Origin of the sequence: Metabacillus sp. B2-18, from assembly GCF_021117275.1 — a bacterium.
In the GTDB taxonomy this organism is placed as follows: Bacteria; Bacillota; Bacilli; order Bacillales; family Bacillaceae; genus Metabacillus.
The window spans coordinates 3,219,245-3,245,956 of sequence record NZ_CP088245.1 but is presented as its reverse complement, the minus strand read 5'-3'; the positions used below and the strand labels follow the sequence as shown (position 1 = coordinate 3,245,956).

Annotated in this window: 29 protein-coding genes and 1 riboswitch; of the genes, 26 read left to right on the top strand and 3 right to left on the bottom strand. The window is 34.9% G+C overall.

What is annotated here, in order from left to right; genetic code table 11:
- The first annotated feature begins 7 nt into the window (after positions 1-7).
- From LPC09_RS16490 to lysA, 3 genes are all read left to right on the top strand, one after another.
- Entirely contained in the window at positions 8-586 is a 579-nt protein-coding gene (locus LPC09_RS16490; protein ID WP_098797203.1) for a stage V sporulation protein SpoVABEA, read from the top strand.
- On the top strand, positions 570-2,048 hold the full coding sequence (locus tag LPC09_RS16485) for a spore germination protein (RefSeq protein WP_231307835.1): 1,479 nt from the start codon (positions 570-572) through the stop codon (positions 2,046-2,048). Before LPC09_RS16490 ends, LPC09_RS16485 begins: the two co-directional genes overlap by 17 nt.
- Before the next feature lie 204 nt (positions 2,049-2,252).
- Positions 2,253-3,575 carry a diaminopimelate decarboxylase gene (gene lysA / locus LPC09_RS16480; protein ID WP_231307834.1) on the top strand — a complete coding sequence of 441 codons (1,323 nt, stop codon included), beginning with the start codon at positions 2,253-2,255 and terminating at the stop codon, positions 3,573-3,575.
- Between the two features lie 50 nt (positions 3,576-3,625).
- Here the strand turns inward: lysA and LPC09_RS16475 are convergent, their stop codons facing one another.
- Entirely contained in the window at positions 3,626-4,510 is an 885-nt protein-coding gene (locus tag LPC09_RS16475) for a DUF1002 domain-containing protein (RefSeq protein ID WP_231307833.1), read from the bottom strand.
- 201 nt (positions 4,511-4,711) lie between these two features.
- Between LPC09_RS16475 and LPC09_RS16470 the strand changes: the two genes are divergently transcribed.
- The 5 genes from LPC09_RS16470 to LPC09_RS16450 all read left to right on the top strand — a co-directional run bounded on the left by LPC09_RS16470 (position 4,712) and on the right by LPC09_RS16450 (position 8,618).
- Positions 4,712-5,146, top strand: coding sequence for a peptidylprolyl isomerase (locus LPC09_RS16470; protein ID WP_098797206.1), 435 nt, complete (start codon positions 4,712-4,714; stop codon positions 5,144-5,146).
- Positions 5,147-5,395: 249 nt separating this feature from the next.
- Positions 5,396-5,548, top strand: a riboswitch (FMN riboswitch).
- A gap of 199 nt (positions 5,549-5,747) precedes the next feature.
- Complete coding sequence (ribE, locus tag LPC09_RS16465; RefSeq protein WP_231307832.1) at positions 5,748-6,395, top strand: riboflavin synthase; 648 nt, start codon at positions 5,748-5,750, stop codon at positions 6,393-6,395.
- Positions 6,396-6,425: 30 nt separating this feature from the next.
- A complete protein-coding gene (locus LPC09_RS16460) occupies positions 6,426-7,619 on the top strand; it encodes a bifunctional 3,4-dihydroxy-2-butanone-4-phosphate synthase/GTP cyclohydrolase II (RefSeq protein ID WP_098797208.1) in 1,194 nt (397 codons plus the stop codon).
- 36 nt (positions 7,620-7,655) lie between these two features.
- Positions 7,656-8,120: a 6,7-dimethyl-8-ribityllumazine synthase gene (gene ribH, locus LPC09_RS16455; RefSeq protein ID WP_098797209.1), complete on the top strand. Its 465-nt coding sequence runs from the start codon at positions 7,656-7,658 to the stop codon at positions 8,118-8,120.
- A gap of 147 nt (positions 8,121-8,267) precedes the next feature.
- Positions 8,268-8,618 carry a GNAT family N-acetyltransferase gene (locus LPC09_RS16450; RefSeq protein ID WP_231307831.1) on the top strand — a complete coding sequence of 117 codons (351 nt, stop codon included), beginning with the start codon at positions 8,268-8,270 and terminating at the stop codon, positions 8,616-8,618.
- A 40-nt stretch (positions 8,619-8,658) separates the two neighbouring features.
- Here LPC09_RS16450 and LPC09_RS16445 read toward each other — a convergent pair whose 3' ends face one another.
- Together LPC09_RS16445 and LPC09_RS16440 are read right to left on the bottom strand one after the other, a co-directional pair.
- Complete coding sequence (locus LPC09_RS16445; RefSeq protein WP_231307830.1) at positions 8,659-9,180, bottom strand: DUF309 domain-containing protein; 522 nt, start codon at positions 9,178-9,180, stop codon at positions 8,659-8,661.
- 104 nt (positions 9,181-9,284) lie between these two features.
- Positions 9,285-9,377, bottom strand: a complete 93-nt coding sequence (locus LPC09_RS16440; protein ID WP_231307829.1) for a YjcZ family sporulation protein — start codon at positions 9,375-9,377, stop codon at positions 9,285-9,287.
- A 229-nt stretch (positions 9,378-9,606) separates the two neighbouring features.
- On the opposite strand from LPC09_RS16440, the gene LPC09_RS16435 reads away from it, so the two are divergent.
- The 18 genes from LPC09_RS16435 (at position 9,607) to LPC09_RS16350 (ending at position 26,695) form a co-directional block, all read left to right on the top strand.
- Positions 9,607-10,350 (top strand): segregation/condensation protein A, encoded by a 744-nt coding sequence (locus LPC09_RS16435; RefSeq protein ID WP_231307828.1) that lies wholly within the window; start codon positions 9,607-9,609, stop codon positions 10,348-10,350.
- Between the two features lie 3 nt (positions 10,351-10,353).
- Positions 10,354-10,950: an SMC-Scp complex subunit ScpB gene (scpB, locus tag LPC09_RS16430; protein WP_231307827.1), complete on the top strand. Its 597-nt coding sequence runs from the start codon at positions 10,354-10,356 to the stop codon at positions 10,948-10,950.
- Between the two features lie 145 nt (positions 10,951-11,095).
- Positions 11,096-11,563, top strand: coding sequence for a DUF3907 family protein (locus tag LPC09_RS16425; RefSeq protein WP_231307826.1), 468 nt, complete (start codon positions 11,096-11,098; stop codon positions 11,561-11,563).
- 147 nt (positions 11,564-11,710) lie between these two features.
- Complete coding sequence (locus tag LPC09_RS16420) at positions 11,711-12,853, top strand: D-alanyl-D-alanine carboxypeptidase family protein (protein WP_442919991.1); 1,143 nt, start codon at positions 11,711-11,713, stop codon at positions 12,851-12,853.
- On the top strand, positions 12,853-13,440 hold the full coding sequence (locus tag LPC09_RS16415) for a nucleoside recognition domain-containing protein (protein ID WP_231307825.1): 588 nt from the start codon (positions 12,853-12,855) through the stop codon (positions 13,438-13,440). Before LPC09_RS16420 ends, LPC09_RS16415 begins: the two co-directional genes overlap by 1 nt.
- Before the next feature lie 6 nt (positions 13,441-13,446).
- The gene (locus LPC09_RS16410; protein ID WP_098797218.1) at positions 13,447-13,977 is read left to right on the top strand and encodes a spore maturation protein; all 531 of its coding nucleotides are present in this window, start codon (positions 13,447-13,449) and stop codon (positions 13,975-13,977) included.
- A gap of 300 nt (positions 13,978-14,277) precedes the next feature.
- Positions 14,278-15,009 (top strand): 23S rRNA pseudouridine(2605) synthase RluB, encoded by a 732-nt coding sequence (gene rluB / locus LPC09_RS16405; protein ID WP_231307824.1) that lies wholly within the window; start codon positions 14,278-14,280, stop codon positions 15,007-15,009.
- A 94-nt stretch (positions 15,010-15,103) separates the two neighbouring features.
- A complete protein-coding gene (resA, locus tag LPC09_RS16400; protein ID WP_231307823.1) occupies positions 15,104-15,625 on the top strand; it encodes a thiol-disulfide oxidoreductase ResA in 522 nt (173 codons plus the stop codon).
- Between the two features lie 17 nt (positions 15,626-15,642).
- Complete coding sequence (resB, locus tag LPC09_RS16395; RefSeq protein ID WP_231307822.1) at positions 15,643-17,265, top strand: cytochrome c biogenesis protein ResB; 1,623 nt, start codon at positions 15,643-15,645, stop codon at positions 17,263-17,265.
- Between the two features lie 19 nt (positions 17,266-17,284).
- On the top strand, positions 17,285-18,460 hold the full coding sequence (gene ccsB, locus LPC09_RS16390; RefSeq protein WP_231307821.1) for a c-type cytochrome biogenesis protein CcsB: 1,176 nt from the start codon (positions 17,285-17,287) through the stop codon (positions 18,458-18,460).
- A 176-nt stretch (positions 18,461-18,636) separates the two neighbouring features.
- The gene (locus tag LPC09_RS16385) at positions 18,637-19,359 is read left to right on the top strand and encodes a response regulator transcription factor (RefSeq protein ID WP_231307820.1); all 723 of its coding nucleotides are present in this window, start codon (positions 18,637-18,639) and stop codon (positions 19,357-19,359) included.
- The gene (locus tag LPC09_RS16380) at positions 19,356-21,155 is read left to right on the top strand and encodes an ATP-binding protein (protein WP_231307819.1); all 1,800 of its coding nucleotides are present in this window, start codon (positions 19,356-19,358) and stop codon (positions 21,153-21,155) included. Before LPC09_RS16385 ends, LPC09_RS16380 begins: the two co-directional genes overlap by 4 nt.
- 124 nt (positions 21,156-21,279) lie before the next feature.
- Positions 21,280-21,870 (top strand): cob(I)yrinic acid a,c-diamide adenosyltransferase, encoded by a 591-nt coding sequence (locus LPC09_RS16375; RefSeq protein WP_231307818.1) that lies wholly within the window; start codon positions 21,280-21,282, stop codon positions 21,868-21,870.
- 338 nt (positions 21,871-22,208) lie between these two features.
- The gene (sigX, locus tag LPC09_RS16370) at positions 22,209-22,760 is read left to right on the top strand and encodes an RNA polymerase sigma factor SigX (RefSeq protein WP_231307817.1); all 552 of its coding nucleotides are present in this window, start codon (positions 22,209-22,211) and stop codon (positions 22,758-22,760) included.
- Entirely contained in the window at positions 22,738-23,970 is a 1,233-nt protein-coding gene (locus tag LPC09_RS16365; protein WP_231307816.1) for a hypothetical protein, read from the top strand. Before sigX ends, LPC09_RS16365 begins: the two co-directional genes overlap by 23 nt.
- 217 nt (positions 23,971-24,187) lie before the next feature.
- On the top strand, positions 24,188-24,991 hold the full coding sequence (locus LPC09_RS16360; protein ID WP_442919990.1) for a peptidoglycan DD-metalloendopeptidase family protein: 804 nt from the start codon (positions 24,188-24,190) through the stop codon (positions 24,989-24,991).
- Positions 24,992-25,180: 189 nt separating this feature from the next.
- On the top strand, positions 25,181-25,918 hold the full coding sequence (locus LPC09_RS16355; RefSeq protein WP_231307815.1) for a GntR family transcriptional regulator: 738 nt from the start codon (positions 25,181-25,183) through the stop codon (positions 25,916-25,918).
- A 111-nt stretch (positions 25,919-26,029) separates the two neighbouring features.
- Positions 26,030-26,695, top strand: a complete 666-nt coding sequence (locus LPC09_RS16350) for a transaldolase family protein (protein ID WP_231307814.1) — start codon at positions 26,030-26,032, stop codon at positions 26,693-26,695.
- The last annotated feature ends 17 nt before the right edge of the window (positions 26,696-26,712 follow it).

Here is a 26,712-nt window from a genome sequence, read left to right as displayed (position 1 = left end):
GTAAACATTGACAAATAAACGAAGGGTCATCCTTGTTACAGATGGAGATGAGTATGCTGCAAGAACAATTGAATATGTAGCATCTGAAATAGGTGGAAGAACAATTTCGCAAACACAGGGTAATCCAACGACCTTAAGTGGGTCACAAATTGTTCAGCTTATTCTCCAGGCTAATAATGACCCTGTTTTTGTCATGTTTGATGACTGTGGTTTATTAGGAGAAGGAGCTGGAGAGGTAGCTTTAAAATATGTAGCAGAACATCCTAATATAGAAGTGCTTGGTATTATTGCTGTTGCATCAAAAACACACCAGACGGAATGGACACGGGTTGACGTAAGTATTGACCGATTTGGTGAATTAACAGAGTATGGTGTTGACAAAAGTGGACTAAAAGATCTTGAACTTGGAAGAATAAGCGGGGACACCGTGTATTGTTTAGATCAGTTAAATGTTCCTATTATTGTTGGGATTGGCGACATAGGAAAAATGGCACGGAAGGATAGTGTGAAAAACGGGTGCCCAATAACTTTAAAGGCAGTGGAAGTAATATTAGAAAGGAGCGGATATCGTGGCAACGGAGACTAAGGAAAAGAAATATCCGATATCTGGAAACCTTGCTGAGAATGAAAAGTTTTTTATTGAACATGCAGGTCTTAATACGTCATTTGATATTGGAATACGAAAGCTTCAAGTATTAGATTTTCAAGTGAATATGTATTTTTTAAATGGTCTATGTGATACAAAATACATTACAGAGATATTAAAAAAGATAACATCAATAAGTGATGATGAAGTAGATCACATAAAGTTTAAGGAAATCTTAGAAAATCGAATTGTAAACCAATCAGTTTCTAAGGTTAAATCATTAGATGATGCAGTTGATCAACTTTTATCCGGCCTTATTTTATTTTTTATCGAAGGCATTGACTATGCTCTTGCCGCAGATGTAAGAAGCTATCCCGGAAGACAGCCACAGGAGCCTGATACTGAAAAAATTGTCCGTGGTGCTAGAGATGGATTTGTAGAAAACATCATTGTTAACACGGGATTAATTCGAAGAAGGATAAGGGATGAGCGACTTCGCTATGAAATTATGCAGATTGGGGAACGATCAAAGACAGATGTTTGTGTTGCATATGTAAAGGACGTTGCCAATCCTGAATTAGTCAAGACAATTAAACAGGAACTAGAAGCAATTGAAATTGACGGTATTACCATGGCAGACAAAACAGTAGAAGAGTTTCTGGTACACCAAGGATTTAATCCTTATCCTTTAGTAAGATATACGGAAAGAGCGGATGTTGCCGCAAATCATTTGCTGGAAGGACATGTATTGATTCTTGTTGATACCTCACCGAGTGTCATTATTACTCCTACTACAATGTTTCATCATGTACAGCATGCAGAGGAGTATCGTCAAGCACCAGCTGTTGGTACTTTTCTTAGATGGGTTCGATTTTTAGGAATTGTCGCGTCTATCTTCTTACTGCCACTATGGTTTCTATTTGTACAGGAACCTTCTTTATTACCAAAGGAAATTGCTTTTATAGGTCCCAATGAACAAAAAAATATACCAATTGTTGTTCAAATTTTCCTTGCTGATTTTGGTATAGAGTTTCTAAGAATGGCAGCTATACACACACCAACATCTCTCTCTACAGCTATGGGCTTAATAGCAGCCGCGTTAATTGGACAAATTGCGATAGATGTAGGCTTATTCGTTCCTGAGGTTATTCTGTATGTTGCGGTCGCAGCAATTGGATCCTTTGCAACACCAAGTTATGAGCTTAGTTTAGCAAATAAGATAGCGAGGTTAGTTCTATTAATTGCTGTTGCAGCCTTTCAGTTAGAGGGGTTTGTAATTGGATGTACATTGTTTGTACTTCTTCTAGCAAGTATCCGTTCATTAAACACACCTTACTTATGGCCATTTCTACCATTTAATGCAAAAGCCTTGTGGCAAATCATTATTAGGACATCTGTACCAGGTGCGAAGCTAAGACCAAGCATTGTGCACCCTCAAAATGTAAAAAAACAGCCGAAATAGGGTAAAGTGACATTGAAAGAACCCCTCTTTTATGATATTGTATGTTTAATTTCATGCAGGAAATTTTATAACAGACAGTTAATGACCAGCTGGTGTTAACTGTCTTTTTTTCCTTGTAAATACCTAACAAGGCCTATTATATATTTACTAATTAATAGTCTATAAGATAAAAAAGAGCCTAGCTGTAGAAAGAGGGGATACAATTTGTTCTTACATGGAACTAGTAAGATAAATGATAAGGGACATTTAGAAATAGGCGGAGTAGATACGATTCAGTTAGCTAATGAATATGGTACACCTTTGTACGTGTATGATGTTGCATTAATTAGAGAACGTGCTAGAAGTTTTAAAGAATCTTTTGAAAAAATGGGTGTAAAGGCTCAAGTTGCATATGCGAGTAAAGCTTTTTCATCAGTTGCAATGTTTCAGTTAATTGAAGAAGAAGGTTTGTCGCTAGATGTTGTGTCAGGTGGAGAGTTATATACTGCAGTTGCATCGGGTTTTCCTGCCTCTAGAATTCATCTTCATGGAAACAATAAAAGTCGTGCAGAACTCAAAATGGCACTGGACCATGGAGTCGGCTGTATTGTAGTTGATAATTTCTATGAAATTGAGTTAATTGAAGAAATATCAAAGGATAAAGCAGGTAGTAAAGTACCTGTATTATTACGAGTTACACCTGGTGTAGAGGCGCATACACATGACTATATTACAACTGGTCAAGAGGATTCAAAGTTTGGCTTTGGTTTGTTAAATGGTCAAGTGGAGCAAGCGATTGATTCTGTACTAAAATCTAATTCTATTCATTTATTAGGTATTCATTGTCATATCGGATCCCAAATTTTTGATACAGCTGGCTTTGTTTTGGCAGCAGAACGTGTTTTTGAAAAAATCAAAGAATGGAAAGAAAGATTTTCGTTTACCCCTGAAGTAGTAAATCTAGGTGGTGGATTTGGTATTCGTTATACAGAAGAAGATGAGCCACTACCAGCAACTTTCTATGTTGAAAAGATTGTAGATGCTGTGAAAACCCAAGTAAGTGCGATGGGCATTAGTATGCCGGAAATTTGGATTGAGCCAGGTCGTTCACTTGTAGGAGATGCAGGTACAACTTTATATACAATTGGATCTCAAAAAACAGTTCCTAACATTAGACAATATGTGGCTATTGATGGTGGTATGAGTGATAACATCAGACCGGCATTATATCAAGCGAAATATGAGGCCGTATTAGCAAATCGTGTGACAGAAAAACATGATAAGCCTGTGTCAATTGCGGGAAAATGCTGTGAAAGCGGAGATATGTTAATTTGGGATTTACCTTTACCAGAGGTGAAACCGGATGATATTTTAGCTGTATTTTGTACGGGTGCTTATGGATACTCAATGGCAAACAATTATAATAGAATTCCTCGTCCTGCCGTAGTTTTTGTAGAAAATGGTGAATCTCAGCTAGTTGTTAAAAGAGAAAGCTTTGAGGATCTTATTGTAAATGACTTACCATTAAAGTCTAAAGTAACAAAATAAGGATTAAAAAAGAGCAGCCAGAGTTAGCTGCTCTTTTTAATGTATTAATATTAAGTTGTTTGTTCGTCGTTCGTAAAAATGGAAATAATCGCATTCCATAGAGCAACGAAAAAGTCCTCTAGTTGTTTTAAAAAGGTTTGACCTTCCTCAGAGTTAAGGAAATTAGAAATTTTATCTTTTGCTTGATCAAGTTGCTGACCTACTTGATTCCAATCAATATTTAGGTCCTTCATTTTATTGAAAAGCTCAATTAAACTATTAATATCTGCTTCAGATAGAGTAATTCCAAGTTCGTTTGCAGCATTTTCAATGAGAGTACGTAGCTCTGCATCTGTTTCAGGAACACCATTTTTAGCAATTTCATCTTTGATTTTTGCCATTAAAGCCGATGCATTTTCTGCTCCAACCTCATCTCCAAGCTTAGCAGTTGTGACAAGCTCTTCATTGGCAACTTGTTTTACATCTTCTGGAATAGCTTCTTCGGATGAGATTTCGTAAGCCTTGATTAAACCAGTTAAAGCTGCAGTACCGGATACTTCAAATGGAGCCGTTACATAGATAGAAGCATCTTTTACTCCTGCTGTCATTAATGCATTTAAATACATTTCGTCTGTAACCCAATTAATGTTTTTCGTTTTTACCTCAAGACCTGAACCTGCTTCTTCAATCACGATACTGGTAGAAGAGATCGCCTTTGTTCCAATAGTTGCTTTTGGAATATAATCACCTAAATATTTGTGTTCTTCCTCATTTGAAACAGTAATAACCTGATCCTCTTTAGTTGCATTCATTTCATTCAATATTGTTTGTTTTTGTTGTTCAGTTAAATTCTCTCCAAGAGTAATAATCATATCACCAACTACAGCATCTGCGTAACTTAGTGATGGAAAAGCAATCATTAGAAAAGCAACGAAACTTAAAACATATTTTTTCAAAGTTAATGCCTCCTTACCATTTTAGGACAAAACAACTCTACTTCATCTATTATAGATCTTTTTTATATTTGTCAATACGTTAAAGGTGAAGTTTTTATAAGAATTTAAGTGATCTATTTGGCGTTCCTCCTTTGATTATAGTAGAATAGGTAGGTGTTCATGTCTATTAGACGGATTATACTTAATGGAGGTTTCATACATATGAAAAAAGCACAAATTACAATGGAAAATGGCGATGTACTAGGATTAGAATTATATCCAAATGAAGCGCCAGGAACAGTTGCTAATTTTGAAAAATTAGCGAACGAAGGATTTTATAACGGATTAACATTTCACCGTGTTATTCCAGGTTTCGTAGCACAAGGTGGTTGTCCAAGTGGAACTGGTACTGGTGGACCAGGTTACACAATTAAATGTGAAACACAAGGAAATCCTCATAAGCATGAAGCAGGATCATTGTCTATGGCACATGCAGGAAAAGATACTGGTGGCAGCCAATTCTTCATCGTTCACGAGCCACAACCACATTTAAACGGTGTTCATACAGTTTTTGGTAAAGTAACAGACAATTTAGAAGCTGTTTACAAAATTAAGCCAAATGATGTTATGAAAGAAGTAAAAGTATACGAAGAATAAGATTGAAAAAGACTGTGTATTAATTAGCACAGTCTTTTTATATGGCTACTTTTGTATTTATTTAGTTTATATGAACAAGACTATTTAAGTTGATTGGAGCGCAAGTCAACCTTGCAAGTATTAATTCTGGAGCATTTAAGGTTACAATAACAAGCTTAAATATTTAATATACATAATTAAAATCAAACATAAAGATTGCAACATTCACATTATACGGATAAAATAAATTTATAACTTCATATTTCGTTTTACATTCTTCGGGGCAGGGTGGAATTCCCTACCGGCGGTGATGAAGGTGCAAAAAACGCATCTTCTAAGTCCGTGACCCGTTAACAATTGTTAACGGTGGATCTAGTGAGAATCTAGGGCCGACAGTTAAAGTCTGGATGGGAGAAGAATTGCGCGAACTTTTTGCGGTGTATTAAATTCTGTTTTAAAATGGAATATTAATACTCTTATTTGACATATTCAAATATCAATTTTTCAAATAATAAAGCCCGAGGTCTATAGACTTTGGGTTTTTTTGTTCTTTACTCAATGAGTAAGGTAATGTAACGGAATATATGATTTTTATTTATACAGAAAGGAGGAATTGAACTTTATGTTTACTGGAATCATTGAAGAAATTGGAACAGTTTTAAGTGTGAAAAGTTCTAAAGATGCGATTGTTTTTTCAATAGGAGCAAAGAACATTTTACACGATGTAGCATTAGGAGATAGCATTGCTGTTAATGGTGTGTGTTTAACAATAACAGAGTATACAGATCAAGCTTTTTCTGTTGACGTTATGCCTGAAACCGTGAGAAGCACTTCTTTAGCGCAACTAAAACAAGGTTCAGCAGTTAACTTAGAAAGAGCGATGGCAGCAAATGGACGTTTTGGAGGTCATTTTGTTTCCGGACATGTTGATGGAATAGCGAAAATTGTGAAAAAACAACAAGTATCTAATGCTGTTTATTATGAACTTCAATTACCGGAAGAACTTACAGATACATTGATACATAAGGGATCAATCACAATTGATGGAATTAGTTTAACAATCTTTGGATTAGAAAAAGACAAGGTCGTTATTTCAATTATTCCACACACTTTACAAGAAACGATTCTCGGTTCTAAAGGTGTAGGGGATATTGTGAACATTGAATGTGATATGATTGGGAAATATATAAAGAAATTCGTTACTCAGCAAACAGCCCAAACAAATTCTTCAATAAGCCAATCATTTTTAAAAGAAAATGGATTTGCATAGCGGGATAATTAGATAGAGGGGGGTATGATCATGTTTCATACTATCGAAGAAGCGATAACAGACCTTAGGGAAGGGAAAGTCGTTATTGTTGTAGATGATGAGGATCGAGAAAATGAAGGGGACTTTGTTTCTTTAGCCGATCGGGTAACTCCTGAAGCAATAAATTTTATGATTAAGCATGGTCGGGGCCTTGTATGTGTACCAATTACTGAAAAGCAAGCAACAAAACTAGGCCTTGCTCCTATGGTTACTCATAATACAGACCCTCATGGGACTGCCTTTACAGTTAGTGTTGATCATAAAACAAATACAACAGGAATTAGTGCATTTGAGCGTGCAGATACAGTTATAGCGTTATTAGATGATGATTCAAAGCCATCTGATTTTAAACGACCAGGCCATACCTTTCCGTTAGTAGCTAAAGAAGGTGGTGTATTACGTCGTGCGGGCCATACTGAGGCTGCCGTAGACTTGTCTCGTCTTTGCGGTGCAAAGCCAGGAGGAGTTATATGTGAAATTATTAAAGAAGATGGTACAATGGCTCGAGTGCCTGATTTATTAACGATTGCAAAAGAGTTTAATTTGAAAATTATCACGATTAAGGATTTAATTCAATATCGAAACCGCAGAGAAAAACTTGTTAATCGAGAGGTTGAAATTGAATTACCTACTGAGTTTGGAACATTTCGTGCCATTGGGTATTCAAATTCTTTAGATGAGAAGGAACATGTGGCCTTTGTAAAAGGTGATATTAACCCTGATGAAGCTACTCTAGTAAGAGTTCACTCTGAATGCTTAACAGGAGATGTATTCGGTTCTTACCGATGTGATTGTGGCCCACAATTACATGCAGCTCTTTCCCAAATTGAAAAAGAGGGAAAAGGGGTTCTTTTGTATATGCGTCAGGAAGGTAGAGGAATCGGATTAATTAATAAAATGAGAGCCTACAAGCTTCAAGAACAAGGCTATGATACAGTTGCGGCTAATGAAAAATTAGGTTTTGCACCAGATTTAAGAGATTACGGGATTGGAGCACAAATTTTAAAAGATCTTGGTATCGAAAAAATGAAGCTTTTAACAAATAATCCTCGTAAAATTGCTGGCTTAGAAGGATATGGTCTTACAATTGAAGACAGAGTTCCTATACAAATGCCATCAAGAGAAGAAAATGAACAGTATTTACGAACAAAATATGAAAAACTAGGGCATTTCCTACATTTTTAAAGAAGGTTATGTAACATTACATTGGAGGAATTAGATATGAATACATTTGAAGGTCATTTAATTGGTAGTGGATTAAAGGTAGCAATCGTTGTAGCAAGATTTAATGAATTTATTACATCAAAGCTTCTAGGTGGAGCTGAAGATGGTTTAAAAAGGCATGGTGTAGAGGAAAACGATATAACTGTTGCATGGGTACCCGGAGCGTTTGAACTTCCTCTAGTAGCAAAGAAATTAGCTGAATCCGGTAAGTACGATGCTGTTATTACATTGGGAACGGTCATTAGAGGGGCTACTACACATTATGATTATGTTTGTAACGAAGCTGCCAAAGGTGTTTCACAAGCATCCTTATCTACAGGTGTTCCGGTGGTCTTTGGAGTATTAACAACAGAGACGATTGAGCAAGCTATTGAGAGAGCAGGCACAAAAGCCGGAAATAAAGGTTATGAGGCAGCTGTTACGGCAATTGAAATGGGTAATTTGTTAAAGTCCCTTGATTAATTTTGGTAAAAGTGTTTAAAATCGATAAAAAACTGTATATAATGTTTTGAGAAGTGATTTTTAATTTTTGGGAAAATATGTATAGGTTTTATCGATTTAATACTTTTGCTTTCTTAGAGGAAGCTAATTCGTTAATGAGGGGTATCTATGTTAATTCGCTTTAAAAAAAGTTTTGAAAAGATTGCAATGGGCTTACTGTCTTTTATGCCTGCAGAAAAAGACTTAAAGCAATTACAGCAAACAATAAAACAGTATGAAACAGTAGATGAATGGCAGTTGTTTCTCTGGAAGCAAGATGAAGACATTATAGGTGCTATTGGTGTTATATTTAAAGGTGAAGATACGGTGGAAGTACAACACATAACAGTTAATCCTTCTCACCGACAACAAGGTATCGGCAAAAAGATGGTAAATGCACTCATCGACCTCTATAAAAACAAATCAGTTGTTCCAAATGACGAAACTGAAGCTTTTTTCGAAAAGTGTAAGGATTGTTAAAAAGAAGCCGGAAATCATTGTGATTTCCGGCTTCTTCATTTCAATTTTTATTTTTACGGATTTTCAGCTGGTGCAATCTTTCATTAATAACATCTGTGCGATTACGTTTTGTATGTTTATTTAACAAAAATTCATCAGTTAAGTCGCTATCCACACCCCAACTAAGGTTTTTCTCAGAACAACGCTTTAGGCAAAGACTCATTAATTTATCGTCTCTTATAGGTAGGTTAAAACTATAATAGGGTTTATGATCAAGAATTTCATGTTTGCGTTTCTTTAGGGTTTTAATTAACTCTTCATTATGTAAGCCTAATTTCTTGATATTTAATGAATCATTTTCAAGGATATGTATCGCATTCGATATCATTTTCAAAGCCCCTGCAAAATTTCCCCTTCTATGATGATAAGCACAAACAGCAATTTGAATGAATCCCACCCAATGTTTTTTTCTTTCTTTCGGTGGATCCTGTTTCCAGTGTTCCTCTAACACCTCATGACATTCAAAATAGTCTCTTTCACAGTGAAAATAAATGAGATAATCAATGTATGCAGCATCATACATAGTTGTTTCACCTCCACCATAATTAATTTGTGTAAGTAGTGTACCATAAATTTTTCCGAAAACAGATTAAAAGCTGCTGAATGTCAGCAGCTTTCTTGTTGCTATTATAACCAAGCAGCACCAACGATAATTAATAAAATAAACAATACAACGATTAACGCGAATCCTCCGCTATAGTTAAAACCATGTTCACCCATGTTTTATTCCTCCTTAATGATTAGCTGTTACACTTGTAATATATGAGCAAAACGCTGATGTGTATGGGCTAATGACTAGAAACAGGGTATTTTTATTTAAATAATCGAAAATGGCTTATTTAATTGATCATTGCCAACTTATGATCAAACGAATGAAATAACTATTGGACATGTCGAAAAATTGCTCTATACTATATGGTGGCTAGTTGTAAGAATGGTGGGATAGAATTTGCAATATCATGTTAAAATTAATGCTTTTGAAGGTCCTTTAGATCTGTTACTTCACTTAATAAATCGCTTAGAAATTGATATATATGATATACCTGTTTCAGAAATAACGGAACAATATATGCTTTATATTCACACGATGCAGGAGCTTCACCTTGATATTGCGTCAGAGTATCTGGTTATGGCTGCAACGCTTCTTTCTATTAAAAGTAGAATGCTTCTTCCGAAACAAGAAGAAGAGCTATTTGAGGATGAATTTGGTGAAGAACCAGAAGAAGACCCACGTGATGAATTAATGAGAAGGTTAATTGAATACAGGAAATATAAAGAAGCTGCAGATGATTTAAGAACTCTTGAAGAAGGTCGTTCCCAAGTTTTCACAAAGGCTCCAAGTGACTTGAGTGAATATGTATCAGATTCACAGCAGCAAATCGACTCTTTAAATGTAACCATTTATGATATGTTAGGGGCTTTTCAAAAGATGCTTCGGAGAAAGAAAATTCAAAAGCCTGTACAAACAAAAATTGCTCGTCAAGAAATTCCGATCGAGAAGCGGATGGAGGAAATTCTCACTGATTTGCGTACACATTCAGGTAGGCGCCGTTTTAGTGATTTGTTTCCTTCAAACAGTAAAGATCACTTAGTTGTTACCTTTTTGGCTATTTTAGAATTAATGAAATCACATTTAATTTTAATTGAACAAGAAAATAATTTTGCAGATATTTATATAATGGGGAGTGAGTAATTCATGGCCTTAGGTGTGATTGAGTGGAATTCAATCGTTGAAGCATTATTATTTGCTTCAGGAGACGAGGGTCTTTCCCTAAAACAGTTAGCGATGGTGTTGGAGCTCGAAGAACAAGAAGTTAAGGATATCTTAAGTGAGCTCTCTGACAGTTATAAACAAAAAAATAGAGGTATAGAGCTTGTTGAAGTGGCAGGGCATTATCAACTAACAACAAAAAAAGAACATGCAACATATTTGAAAAAATTAGTTGAATCCCCAGGAAATGCTTCACTTTCACAAGCAGCATTGGAAACATTAGCTATTGTGGCGTATCGACAGCCAATCACAAGAGCAGAAATAGAAGAAGTTCGCGGAGTGAAAACAGAAAGACCTATTCAAACGCTGGTTTCCAAGATTCTAATTAAAGAGGTAGGAAGAGCCGAAGGAACAGGACGGGCAATTCTTTATGGAACCACAAAAGAATTTTTAGAGTATTTTGGTCTAAAATCAATTAAAGAACTTCCACCACTTCCAGAGAAATCAGATGATGCATTTGAACAAGAAGAAGCAGATTTATTCTTTGAAAAATTTAATGAAACATTAGAGGAATTAAAATAATATTGACTGCTGATTTAAGATATCTTGCCTAGATAGAGGGAAAATATTTTAAATTGAGCAGTCTTTTTTTATATGAAAGTAATAATATTCTAATGATGACATAAGAGGTAAATAAACCTGCTTGGAAGGGAAGAGGATGTGTCCTATGGACAACACATTAATTAAAGCTGAGACAGAAAAAGTGGCATTCTTTTTAGAAAATGTAGTTGAAAAAATGACAACTTACATGAATTCAGTCACGATACGGTCTTTAGAAGATGAAGTTGAGTGTGAAAAACCATATTTACTTGAGTTACTAAGAGCTGCACGAAGTTTGTTAGTCTTTTGTGAGGAGGCACTTGATGCTTGTCGTCAAATGATAAGAAATTCGATCATAACACCCTCTTATGCAAGGCAGCTATTTGAGAAAATTTATTATCAGTGTATTGAAAGGTTTTTTCATCCCAAAAATGACACATGGTATGAAAATAGTCGTTGTTCTTATACTGATTCAGAAATGATCGTTTTTAGAAAAACTGCCCCTCCCTCATTCGTTCGATTTATTTATTCCTTGGAAAAGGATTTTATAACCATTCGTGAAGAAATAGATTTTGGGGTTCAGTCACAATTATAAAATAAGCTTCTATGGATATAAGAAAAACAAAGGCTTTCACTATTATAAATTAGTGAAAGCCTTCATTTTTACAAATTTTCATTCATAAGCTTTGTCCACGTGCATAAACTTGTACAAAACGAACGAGTAAGGGGACGTGGATGTATTATGCCGCATATTAAGAAAGTGACAGCAGGTTTTATCATCATTTTTTTGTTAATGGGAATCGTTCCTAAGCAAACATCTGCTGTTGGTGTTAGTGCTCAAACTGCCATATTAATAGAGCAGGAATCTGGAAGAATTCTTTATGAAAAGCAGGCACATAAAAAAATGCGTATTGCTAGTATTACAAAAATCATGACAGCCATTCTTGCCATAGAGTCTGGAAAACTAAATGAAATGGCAACAGTTAGTGAACAAGCCATTCGAGCTGAGGGGTCATCGGTATATTTACAGAAGGGTGAAAAAATTAAACTAGAAGATTTAGTTTATGGACTGATGCTGCGATCTGGAAATGATGCAGCAGTCGCTATTGCTGAACATGTAGGAGGTAGTCTAGAGGGGTTTGTTGTCATGATGAACCAAAAAGCAGAAGAAATTGGGATGTCAAATACTGAATTTGCTAACCCTCATGGGCTTGATGATCATGAAAATCATTATTCAACAGCATATGATATGGCCATTCTAACTCAATATGCAATGAAGAATAATACTTATCAAGAAATTTCTGGGACTGAAACTCATAAAGCTCCTAATCCTAATGAAAAATGGGACAGAGTATGGCATAACAAAAATAAATTGTTAACTAGCCTTTATAAATATAGTACGGGTGGTAAAACGGGTTATACAGTTAGAGCAAAAAGAACGTTGGTTTCAACTGCATCAAAGGGTGGAATGGATACGATTGTGGTAACACTAAATGATCCGGATGATTGGAAAGATCATATGAATCTTCATAACTATGCATTTAATAACTATGAGTTAGTAAATCTAAAGCATCAAGGTACACTTAGTGATATAGAAAATGAATTTTATGATAATAAAGTCTTTATAAACCGAGATGTACTTTACCCGCTTACAAAAGAAGAGCAAGAAAACGTTCGAATTAATATTTCATTGCAAAAACCACAAGAAGAATGGGAAGATCTTGAAAAAGTTCCGAATGTAGTAGGAGAACTGTCTGTCAAAGTTGAAGAGCGAGAGATAGCTGACATCCCGATTTATTTTGATAATGGAAAGGTCGAAAAGCCTAAAGGCTCATTTTGGGATCTTTTTAAAAACTTATTTTTTGCAATAACAGGTGTTAGCTAATGGTTAATTTAATATGGGTGTTATTAACAGTTATTGGGATCGTTTTTGCCATGTTTAATGGAACAATGGATGAAGTAAACGAAGCAATTTTTAAAGGTGGAAAAGAGGCAGTTACTATTTCAATTGGATTGATTAGTGTGTTGGTATTTTGGCTAGGTTTAATGAAGGTTGCTGAAGAAGCTGGATTATTAGAAAAACTAGGTAATTTGTTTAAGCCGATTGTGACAAGATTGTTTCCCGAAGTACCACCAGATCATCCTGCTATGGGCTATATGCTCTCAAATATGATGGCGAACCTTTTTGGACTAGGTAATGCGGCAACACCGCTTGGGATTAAAGCGATGGAACAGCTAAAAGTACTAAATGGAGGATCTGACAAAGCTAGTCGTTCGATGATTACCTTTTTAGCCATTAATACTTCAAGCTTAACCTTAATTCCAACTACAGTCATTGCCATTATGATGACCTATGGCTCATCGTCACCAACCAGTATAGTAGGACCAACTTTAATTGCAACATTTCTATCAACTGTCGGGGCAATCATGATAGATCGATTCTTTTATTACAGGAGAAACAGAAAAGGGTGATCGAACTTGGGGATTATAGGAGTCATTTCATTATGGATTATACCTGTTATTATTGGTTTTATTCTTATTTACGGTACTTTAAAGAAGGTGCCTACTTACGAATCATTTGTAGAAGGCGGTAAAGAAGGAATTACTATTTCCTTTTCGATCATACCTTACCTTGTAGGGATGTTAGTCGCAATTTCTGTATTTAGAGCTTCGGGTGCTTTAGAGTTTCTTATGAATTTTATGAAGCCTGCATTAGAGCTGTTAAATATACCCGCAGAAATAGTGCCTTTAGCATTTATTAGACCGATATCCGGTACAGCTGCACTCGGATTAACTTCCGATATAATTGCAACATATGGGCCAGATTCTTTTATCGGAATGTTAGCTGCAACCATGCAAGGAAGTACTGACACGACATTATATGTTTTAACTGTCTATTTTGGTGCAGTGGGAATTAGAAAAATGGGGGATGCATTAAAAGTAGGATTACTTGCAGATCTCGTTGGAATAATTGCAGCAATTGTGATTGTCACATTATTATTTGCATAGGATTACTAGGAACTTGGCTTACGTCAAGTTCCTTTCTTTTGTACTATTAGAAAGGATAAGTTTTAATAGTCGATAGCAAAAGAAATTTAAATGAGTCATTACTACATGCTATTGAAATTATGGTATGATGATAAAGCAAAATTTTGTCGAACAGGTTTGAAACTGATGTATCTATTATTTTAGCTTGTTATTATTAACTATGGTTTTTTAGGAATAAAGAATAACTTAAACCGAGCATCCTAATTGTCGTAACTTGTGAAAATACATAGAAAGCAGTAATATGTTATCGAGGTGAAAGAGATGGAACGCTTACAAAAAGTAATTGCTCATGCTGGTATAGCTTCTAGACGTAAGGCTGAGGAATTAATTTTAGAAGGAAAAGTAAAAGTGAACGGGAAAGTTGTGAAGGAACTTGGAATTAAAGTTACGGATCAAGACCGAGTAGAAGTTGAAGGTATTCCACTAGAGCGGGAAGAACCAGTTTATTTACTTCTTTATAAACCAACTGGTGTTATTTCAGCTGTTAAGGATGATAAAGGAAGAAAGGTTGTTACAGACTTTTTCCCTTACATAAAACAGAGAATCTACCCAATCGGTAGACTGGACTATGATACATCTGGAGTCCTTTTATTAACAAATGATGGTGAATTTGCCAATATATTAATGCATCCAAAATATGAGGTAGAGAAATCTTATGTTGCAAAAGTAAAAGGAATTCCAACAAGAGAAAAGGTTCGTCAGCTTGAGCGAGGTATTCATCTTGAAGATGGGAAAACAGCGCCTGCACATGTGAAAGTATTATCTGTTGATAAAAAGAAGGGAACATGTATTGTAGAATTAAAAATCCATGAAGGACGTAATCGTCAAGTAAGACGCATGCTTGAAGCGATTGGTCATCCGGTAATGAAACTAAAAAGAGAAAAATTTGCCTTTTTAAATTTAAGTGGACTAGCAACAGGTGATTCTAGGGAGCTAACTCCACATGAAGTAAAACAGCTTCGAGCTCTTGCACAACATGGAAAACAGGCATAGTAATTTTCACATAAACTTCAAAAAATTTATCATATCGTGTAATTGGATAGTGATATAATGACCTAGAATGTTGGAATAGTAGGGGAGTATGTAAATGAAGAAAAAACGTTTACTTATGCGCTCTATCATATTAATTTTATTAATTGGTGCATTGGGATATACGCTATATTCAAACTTTTTTGTTAGTAAAGAAAAGGTAAAGGTCGGTTCAAAAGCTCCAGATTTTGTATTAGTAGATTTAGAAGGAAAAGAGCATCAACTTTCTGATTACAAAGGAAAAGGAGTGTTCTTAAACTTCTGGGGAACATGGTGCAAGCCATGTGAGCGAGAAATGCCATATATGGACAACCAATATGATTATTATAAGGATCAGGGAGTAGAGGTGTTAGCAGTAAACATTGCTGAGTCAAACGTTGCTGTTCAGAGCTTCGTTAACAAACATGAATTATCTTTCCCAATTCCCCTTGACAAAGATCGTCAAGTATTAAACGCTTATGGAGTTGGACCATTACCAACAACCTTCTTGATTAATCCTGATGGAGTTGTAGTCGATATTACTTCAGGAACCTTAACAGAAAGAATGATTAGAGATTATATGGAAAAGATAAAACCTTAAAACGGGGAGTTTTCAGCATGAATAAGGTAACATGTGAGTGTGGTCATGCAAATCCGGAAGGAACTCTATTATGTGAATCTTGTGGTAATCCAATAGGAGAAAAAGAGAAAAAAGAAGATAAAAAACTATTGGATATGAAATACGAAGGGTCTGCAAGACGCTCTCAAACATATAAAAAAACATTTGTCGATAAAATTTGGAACTTCTTTTCCTCTGTAAAGGTAGGTGTGTGGTTAATCTTCTTAACCTTATTAGCTTCTGCGTTGGGAACTGTGTTTCCGCAGGAGATGTACATCCCACGATCTGTTACAGCGAGTGAGTTTTATAAAGATGAATATGGCTTTCTTGGCCAAATCTATTATGAATTAGGTTTTCATAATTTATATGGATCATGGTGGTACATGATCTTAGTAGCATCAATAGGGATTTCCTTAGTAATAGCCAGCTTAGACCGCTTTGTTCCTTTATACAAAGCGTTAAAAAAGCAAGGTGTTACAAGACATTCCTCATTTATGAAACGCCAAAGGCTGTATTCTTCCACAGCGACAAGAGAATATGATGTAGAATTACTAAAGAAACGCCTAACTTCAAAGCGCTATCGTGTTCGGGTGGAAAACGGAAATATTTTAGCTGAAAAAGGCCGATTCTCAAGATGGGGTCCCTATGTGAATCATTGTGGGCTAATACTCTTTTTATTTGGTGCTATGCTTCGCTTTGTTCCAGGAATGTATGTTGATGAGGTACTTTGGGTTAGAGAAGGGGAAACAGCGGTTATCCCTGGTACCGAAGGTCGTTATTATCTTGAAAACAAAGATTTTATTATGGAAGTTTACGAGAAAAACAAAGAAAGTGAAGTTTTTGAAGAAGCAATTACACGTGTTGGTGACGGTAGCGTAGTGAAAAATTTCCAATCAGATGTTGTCTTGTATGAAAGAAAAGGGGAAATTGTACACGGAGCAACGCCTGAGTTAACAGAAGTTAAGGAAGAAGAAATTAGAGTAAATGAGCCGTTGAAATTTGAATCATTTTCTCTTTATCAAGTGGACTATAAACTAAATGAACTAAATAAAATGACATTCAGTTTAATAGATAAAGAAACAGAAAAAATCTATGGGAAAATCACGGTAGATCTTTTAGATCCTCAAACAAAATATGATTTAGGAAATGGATATAAAGTTGAAATCTCAACATATTTACCAGACTTCTATTTTGATGAAGAGGGCGTTCCTGCCACGAAAACGAGAATACCTGATAATCCGGCATTTGTTTTTAAAATGTTCACTCCTGAGACTCCTGAGGGAGAGTCAAGTTTTGTAGCTATTCAGCAAACAATTGAACCTTCAGGCGAAAATAAATTTAAAATGAAATTTGAAGGTATAGAAACGAAAGATTTGACAGCGCTGACTGTTCGAAAAGATCTAACACTATGGATACTAGGTGTTGGTGGAGCGATCTTTATGATCGGTGTCATTCAAGGGATGTATTGGAATCACCGACGAATCTGGATTAAGCGTGAAGATGACAAAGTTTTAATTGCGGGTCATACAAATAAAAACTGGTATGGTCTATCTAAAGAGCTTAAAAGTCTAGTAGAAGATACCACTTTGAATATGCCTAAAGATCAGAAAGAAAAAGAATAATGTTAAAGGAGGGGAAATTGTGGCAGCATTAAGTAGTACATTATTAGAGGTTGCTTTTATTATCTATTTAGTTGCTATCTTTTTGTTCGGTGGCTCCATTCGTGATAAAAGAAATAAATCGGATAAAATAAGTAAGTGGACAATTGCAGCCGTTGCAGCAACCATCTTAGGTTTTCTATCACAACTAGGTTACTTCATCACAAGATGGATTGCATCAGGACATGCACCTGTTAGTAACTTATTTGAATTTACAACAGCTTTTGGTATGATGCTTGTTCTTGCTTTTATTATCTTATTCTTTATTTATAGGGTGGCAATTTTAGGTTTATTTACTCTACCTATTGTCGTATTAATTATTGCATACGGTAGTATGTTTCCAACGGATATAAATCCACTAATCCCATCACTACAAAGTCATTGGTTATATATTCATGTGACAACAGCTGCCTTAGGGCAAGCGATTTTAGCTATTAGTGCTGTGGCAGGAATTATTCACCTTGTGACAGTTGTTGATCAAACAAAAGCATCAAAGAAAACCTTTTGGTTGGAATCTATTATGTACGTCCTTGTTGTAACACTAGGATTCATTATTATAACAAGTACATTTAGAGGTCTTGATTATCAAGCAGATTTTAATTGGATTGATAAAAATGAGCAAGAAGCTGTTATGACTTATACGATACCGGCATTAGTAGGACCGCATAAGGGTGAACTAGTGACAGATGGAAAGTTTGAACCATTAGTTAAGATGCCTGCAATCATTTCTGCAGTAAAACTTAACACAGTTATATGGTCAGTTATTGTTGGTACAATTCTATATGGATTAGTTCGACTTATATTCCGAAAACGCATCGGACAAATGATAAAGCCATTCACCAAAAATGTGAACCTTGAGCTTGTTGATGAAATCGGATATCGCTCTGTAGCAATTGGATTTCCAGTGTTTACCCTTGGTGCACTTATCTTTGCGATGATTTGGGCTCAGATTGCCTGGACAAGGTTTTGGGGTTGGGATCCAAAAGAGGTATGGGCTCTTATAACATGGTTATTTTACGCAGCTTATTTGCATCTTCGATTATCAAAAGGATGGCATGGGGAAAAATCAGCTTGGCTTGCAGTTGTAGGTTTTGCGATCATCATGTTTAACTTGATCTTTGTTAACTTAGTTATTGCAGGCTTACACTCATATGCATAATTGCTATAAGTTGGCTTAATAATAGCAAAATAATCAGTTATAAACATACAATCAGTATAAACACTGCTAATAAAGCCTTCACTCTTTGCAGTGAAGGCTTTTTGTTATACTCTTAGTACATACATAATAATTAGATACCAAATATGAAACACTTACCTATAAGGAGGGTTCTTATTATGGAAGAGAACCAATTTGCCAGAATTTTAGTCGTTGATGATGAAGATCGAATTCGTCGACTTTTACGGATGTATTTAGAAAGAGAAAATTATGAAATTGAAGAAGCTGAGAACGGTGATGAAGCACTTGAATTAGCATTGAACAATGAATACGATTTAATTATGTTAGATGTAATGATGCCTGGTATTGATGGTGTTGAGGTATGCAAGCAATTACGTGAAAGAAAGGCAACACCGATTATTATGTTAACAGCAAAAGGTGAAGAAGCAAACAGGGTACAAGGCTTTGAAGCGGGTGTGGACGATTATATTGTAAAACCTTTCAGCCCGAGAGAAGTTGTTCTAAGGGTAAAAGCATTACTAAGAAGATCTTCTCAAACTTCATATTTAAAAACAGAAACAAAAGCAAAAAATGTAATCGTTTTTCCTCATTTATCAATAGATCATGATGCACATAGAGTAACTGCAGATGGAAATGAAGTTAGTTTAACTCCTAAAGAATATGAATTATTGTATTTTCTGGCTAAAACTCCTGATAAAGTGTATGATCGGGAAAAGTTATTGAAGGAAGTATGGCAATATGAATTTTTTGGTGACTTACGAACAGTGGATACACATGTTAAACGATTAAGAGAGAAGTTGAGTAAAGTTTCTCCAGAGGCAGCAAAGATGATTGTTACGGTGTGGGGAGTAGGGTATAAATTTGAGGTAAATCATACATGATTCTCTGGAGAAGTGTAGTAGGGAAACTGTGGGGAACGATACTTTTACTCGTTTCCTTTGTTTTATTTGTATTAACGATTTTAATGCTAGAGTTCATTGAGAATTATCATGTGGATGAAGCCGAAAATGAATTGCAACAATTAAGTACAAAGGTTTCTGCCATAATGGAAAGTCACGAGGATCAATCTTTAGCAAGATCAATTGCGTGGGAATTAACAGATGAATTAACTCATATTTTAATTATTGAAGATAAAGATTCTTACTGGAACTCGCCTATCATAGACGAAGATCTGCCTCATTTAGAATTTGAAGATATAAAAGATGATCAAGAATTATCATTACCTCTTACAGCAGGAGAAAAAATTAGTAAACGTACAAATTTAGATTCTCCAAATGATGTTTTTGCTAACGGTGAAGATGAGGTACTAATTGTTGGTATTCCATATAAGGTGTCAGAAACAGAAAAAGGAGCAGTCTATATTTCGCAATCTCTACAAGCTGTTCATGAAACAACAAAAGAGACAACAAAATATATCATCCTAGCCGCTGGAGTTGCCATCATCTTAACAACTATTTTTGCCTTCTTCTTATCAACAAGAATCACCTATCCATTAAGAAAAATGCGTGAGGTAGCTCAGGAGCTGGCAAGAGGGAAATTTGAATCAAAAGTTCCTATTATGTCAAACGATGAAATTGGGGAGTTAGGAATAGCCTTTAATCAGATGGGAAAACAGCTTAAGTTTCATATTAACGCTCTTAATCAGGAAAAAGAGCATTTAACAAATATTTTAAGCAGTATGGCTGATGGTGTTATCACTTTAAATATTGATGGTACGATCTTAGTAACAAACCCACCTGCTGAAAGATTTTTACAAGCCTGGTATTACGAGCAGGGAATGCAAGTCAAAAATGATGAAGAGCTCCCACCTGAAGCAAAAGGTTTATTTCAACGAGTTGTTAATACTGAAAAAGAACAAATGACTGAAATTATGATACAAGGAAGAAGCTGGGTTATTTTAATGACACCCTTATATAATCAATCATATGTAAGAGGAGCTGTTGCAGTTCTACGAGACATGACAGAAGAACGTCGACTTGATAAGCTGCGAAAGGATTTCATTGCTAACGTTAGTCACGAGCTTAGAACACCTATTTCCATGTTGCAAGGATATAGTGAAGCCATCGTTGACGACATTGCAAGTACGGAAGATGAGAAAAAGGAAATTGCTCAAGTTATATATGATGAATCGTTACGAATGGGAAGACTTGTTAACGAATTATTAGATTTGGCTAGAATGGAAGCAGGACATATATCCTTGAATTTGGATGAAGTATCTATACCACAGTTTATTGACAAAATAAGCCGAAAATTTCAAGGTCCTGCTAAGGATAAAATGATTCATCTTCAAACAGATATTCATCTTAATGAAACCAATTATGTAATAGATCCAGATCGAATTGAGCAGGTGCTTACGAACTTAATAGATAATGCCATTCGTCACACGAATGAAAATGGAATTGTGTCGATAACTGTAACATCAGAAAAAGATGGCTTAGCGATGGATGTACAAGATTCTGGAAGTGGAATTCCTGAAGAGGATCTGCCATTTGTCTTTGAACGCTTTTATAAGGCAGACAAAGCAAGAACAAGAGGAAGAGCTGGTACAGGCCTTGGATTAGCGATTGTTAAAAACATTGTTGAAGCACACCAAGGAAAAATAACTGTTCATAGCAAAATAGGTGAAGGTACGACATTTAGTTTCTTTTTACCTCGAAAAAAGCTAGAATCTGAATAATACTGACGAACAATCTTGTTTCATAAGAAACAAGATTGTCTGTTTTTTAGCATATATTCATTAGACCTTAAAACATACACATGGTTTAATAATAGTAAGTTAAAAAATGTGGAGAGTGATACAAATGAATTTATATACAAAAACAGGTGATAGTGGAAAAACGAGTATAATAGGAGGACGTGTTGATAAAGATCATTTACGTGTAGAAGCTTATGGGACAATTGATGAAGCTAATTGCTTTGTTGGTCAAGCGATGACACATCTGACAGAACCTCTTTTTCAGGATATATATCAAGAGCTTGAAAAAATCCAGCATGAGCTGTTTGATTGTGGGGGGGATTTAGCCGTTGTGAAAGAAAAATACCCTTATAAAGCAAACAATGAAATGGTTGAGTTCTTAGAAAATCGCATTGATGCTTATGTAAAGGAAGCCCCTGAATTAGAGCGATTCATTCTTCCAGGTGGAAGCCCTGCTGCAGCAGCTGTTCACATCGCAAGAACTGTCACAAGACGGGCAGAAAGGTGCACCGTTTCATTACAAAAAGAGATGGAAATAAACGAAGTTGTATTAAAATATCTAAATCGATTGTCGGACTATTTTTTTGCCATTGCAAGGGTAATCAATCATCGATTAGGTGTTAAGGACGTTGAATATGAGCGAAGTGCTCTTGTGTTCAAAACGAAGTCTTCTAGTAAAGAGAAAAAAGATTCTTAATGATTAATATAATATAACGGATAGGAAAAAATCGTATGCTACTTGTTAAGCATGCGATTTTTTGTTTTTTGAAAAACATGAGCCTTTATCAGCCAGGAGTCAAAGATAGATGTAATAAAAGGTAAAGACCCCTACTAAATGGTGAAATGATAAAGATCTTATAGTAATTAGAAGTTTAAGAGAATACGATTATAAACTATATAATAGTTCTATAAAACATGGTAAAGTAGAAGATAGTTATGGCAAATATTACATAAATATTTCAATTAAATTACGTACCTTTTAGGTGAAACCTTACATTGTTCTTTACGACTATATTTATGAACGGAGGGTAATTCATGGAGGATACCTTTCAACAATTATATGAAAAATATCATCATGATCTTTTTCAATTTTTGTTTTATATGGTAAAAAACCGTGAACAAGCAGAGGATCTTGTTCAGGAAGTTTATATTCGTGTATTAAAATCGTATGACAAATTTGAAGGTAGAAGCAGTGAAAAAACATGGCTTATTTCTATTGCGAGACATGTGGCTATTGATTGGTTTCGCAAACAAAAAACAATCCGTCAAAGAATACTAGAGCGATTTGATTGGGATAAACAACAGATTGAAGATGAACAACAACCATTACCTGATGAAGTCGCTATTCAAAATGAACAAGTTCAATGGATATACCGAGCGTTACATTCTTGTTCAATTGATCAACGTAGTGTCGTAATTTTACGATATATTCAAGAGTTATCGATTACGGAAACAGCAGAGGTATTAGGTTGGACTGTGAGTAAAGTAAAAACAACACAACACCGTGCAATTAAGCAATTGCAAAAACATATAAACAATTTGTCTGAAAAGGAGGGGCTTTCGATTGAGAAAACGGGAGTTGAATGAAGACCAGCTTGAGCAGCTTTTACAGCAGTTACCCTCTGTCAAGGATAAACGAACTGCTGATCAAATTTATCAACAGATACAATATAAACAACGTGTTAAAAAGAGAACGAAAACCTGGATTGCTCCTGCAATTGCAACTGTTGCAGCTCTTATGATCTTTGCGATTATGACTCCATATTTATTTAATGGCTTCACCTCCTCTAGTGAGGAAAGCGCAATGGATATGGCCACTACATCTTCAGAGGAAACCTCAAAAAATGAAATGGCAAAGGCACCAGAAGCACAAAAAGCATCGGAAGCATCAGAAGTAGAGGAAAAAAACATAAATGAATCTACAATAATTGAGGATCAAAATGAAAGCATCGCTCTTGATACAGAAAACATGGAAGAGAAAACATTGTTAGAGGAAGAAAACATCACTTATGTCACAAATGCTATTGATCCTGAAAGAACTGTAACAGTTGGGTTAACTGATGAAATGGCTCAAAATGTTATTCCAGTTACTTTGCAAGGAAATAACAACGAAGAAAAACTAGAGAGAATACTTGAGTTTATACCCGAGGATTTCTTTGATGAGTTAGGACCAGTTTCCTTTGAGCTTAAGAATTCGGAACTTTCTACAAAAGAAGACCCTTCAGAAATTTATATTGATTATAAAGGAGAGGGAGGCATCACTTCTTCTTCAGGAGAGGTGATGTTTAAGGAAACAATTCAAGAAACATTTCGTTGGATTGGTGTGAAAAAGGCAAATCTTTCAACAAATGGGAAGGAAGGTATTTTATTCGGAAATTCAGGATTGGTCACCGAAATAGATATTCCTCAATTAAGGAAAAAAGCCTACTTGATATATCAACACGATGAGAGTACAAAAAAGCTACTAGTCCCTTCGCCTGATCCATTGAAGACAATGATTGAAGCAATTGATTTAATGAAGAATGGATTACCAGAATACAATTTATCACCATCTATTGGAAATAATATAATGATTAATATTAGAGAAAATGATAATCAACTGAATATTGAATTTGATGATAAGACAAAAATTGAAAACAACGAACAAAGTATTATGATGTTAGAATCACTCTTGTTAACCGCGAAAGAGTTTGGTTATAAAACAGTTAAGTTTAATGGGATAAATGAAGAAAGAATTGGTGTTATGGATATTACAAACCCAATTGAGGTACCATACTCACCAAATCCGATTAAATAACGAAAGAGGCTCAAAATTTTGAGTCTCTTTTTATGTATAGTTAGGAAAATAATGTTACATACTACACATGTTCTTTTTTAAGACGGGCCTTTATACAATGACCATTGAGTAAATTTTATAGATATGGTTAATGTAAAAAGGGAATTCCTCGGAAAATTCTATAGATATGGCTATTAAATAAAAACTATAAGCCAAAAAATGAAACAGGAGGAGAAAAATGCTAGTTAGAAGAATGAGTTTAGTTTTATTAACATTGAGTATGGTGATTGGGATGTTAGTAATAGAAAAGAATTATGTGCAAGCAAAATCATACATAAAAGAGCTGGAAGATCAATGGGTACAACCTGTTAATGGGACAATAACAGATACATTCGGAACACGACATGGAAAACATAAAGGAATAGATATTGCTGCTCCAGAGGGTGAGGAGATTGTATCTGTTTCAGCTGGAAAAGTAACAAAATCTTATTATTCAGATTCATATGGAAACGTTGTTTTTATAGAACATCCAGAAGGCTATGAAACAGTATATGCTCATTTAAGTAAAAGAAATGTTGAAGAAGGCGAGACTGTTAAAAAGGGACAAGTAGTGGGGATTATTGGTAACACGGGAATTTCTACAGGAACACATTTACATTTTGAATTACATGAAGGTGAATGGACGTATGAAAAAGAACACGCATTAGATCCATTATTTGTATTAGAATCTCATACTGCACATGCTAATCAAGAAAAGAAGGAAATGGAAAATAAAGATCATAATCAAATACAAGAAGAATCTAAGAAAAACAAGATAAAAAAACAAGAAGTTCAGAAGAAGGTAATTACGGTAACTAAAGGTGATACTCTTTGGGGACTATCCAGTGAGTATGATGTATCAATAAAGTCTCTGCAGGAATGGAATGATCTTGAAACTGATCTTATTTATCCAGAACAAAAATTAACTTTATATTTGAATGAAGATAACTATGCTTTTCATTCTTTGGATACTGAGGAAAAGCAATTTAGCGATATTCATTAGACCTGAATTAAATGAAAAAACAAACAGCCCAAAAAGGGGCTGTTTGTTTTTGATAAAATTTTATTATGGAATATCAATTTTTTATTGACTGAAAATTAGAAATAAATTATGATTTAATTAACTTAGTGGTAAAGACAACTTATCATCTTAACATAAAACTTTACCAACGATGATGAGGTGAAAAACAATATGCTAAAAGGAAAGATAAATAAGGAAAGTCCACTTCCACTCTATTATCAACTAAAGGATATTATTAAAAACTCCATTGAAAATGGATACTTGCAACCAGAGCATACTATTCCTTCAGAGAGGGAGCTTTCCGAAACTTTTGAAATTAGTAGACCTACTGTTCGACAAGCACTTAATGAGCTTGTAAATGATGGATCATTAATTCGAAGGAAAGGTCTTGGAACTTTTGTTGCCAAACCGAAAGTATTTCAACAATTTTTGGAAACTTTAACAAGCTTTAATAATGATATGAAGCAGATGGGGCTTCCGTTTACAACTCAGGTTGTCACTCAAAAACAATTAGCCCCTTTACCAATGTTAGAAAGTATTTTTGGAACTTCTTATAAAGGATTTACTTATATTGAAAGAATCAGATTAATTGAAAACAGGCCTATTGTTCTAGTATCAACATATGTTCCAATAGAACTGGCAACTTCATTAAAAGATGATGATTTAACAAATTCATCTCTTTATGAATTATTATGTAGTAAATATAATCTACAGATTGATAGGGCAACACGAGTTTTAGAGGCAATAAATGTGGAGGAGAAAGATGCAGAAAGTCTAAGTCTAGAAATTGGTGCAGCTGTTATGTCAATCAAAACAACGGGTTATTTAAAGAATAATCAACCTTTTGAATATACGATAGCTAGATACAGGGGAGACTTTAGTAGTTTTACAGTTAATTTAACTTATTGATAAACATTGTCCAAATAAAAACGTCCTAGTTACATGGAAGGAATAAAACTATGTAAAACTTGAGATTTAAATTTCTGAAATAAAAAATATTAAAATTAAGGATTGATAATAATGGAAATTTATATTGATACAGCAAATTTTAATGAAATCGAGGAGGCTCAATCTTTATCTATCTTGGATGGAGTTACTACCAATCCATCAATCTTATCAAAACAAAACTTACCACACAAAGAAGTCTTGGCAAAGATAAACTCAATTGTTAATGGGAAGGTATGGTATCAAGTTGTAAGTGAAACATCTGATGAAATGGTAAAGGAAGCACTTCAAATAATTGAAATATTAGACAAGCCAGTTATTAAGTTACCAATGTGTGTAGAAGCCCTAAAAGCCACAAGAGTTCTAACGAATCAAGGAATTGAAACAAATATGACACTTGTTTATTCAGTTTCACAGGCAATTTTAGCTGCGAATGCAGGTGCAGCCTATGTTAGTCCTTATGTTGGTAGAATAAATGATATTGGCCTGTCCGGTTTGAATCTTATTCAAGAGATAGTAAATGTATTTCAGGTTCAAAATATTTCCACAAAGGTAATTGGAGCAAGTTTAAGGGGAAGTCATGATATTGTTGATGTTGCATCACTAGGAGCAAAAGCGGTAACTATGCCTTACCGAGTGTTAATGCAAATGATTGAGCACCCTATGACAGATAAAGGTCGTTTACAATTTAGCGAAGACTGGACTACTTATCAAACACTAGTAACTTCCAATTTAGAATAACATAAGTTAATAATATA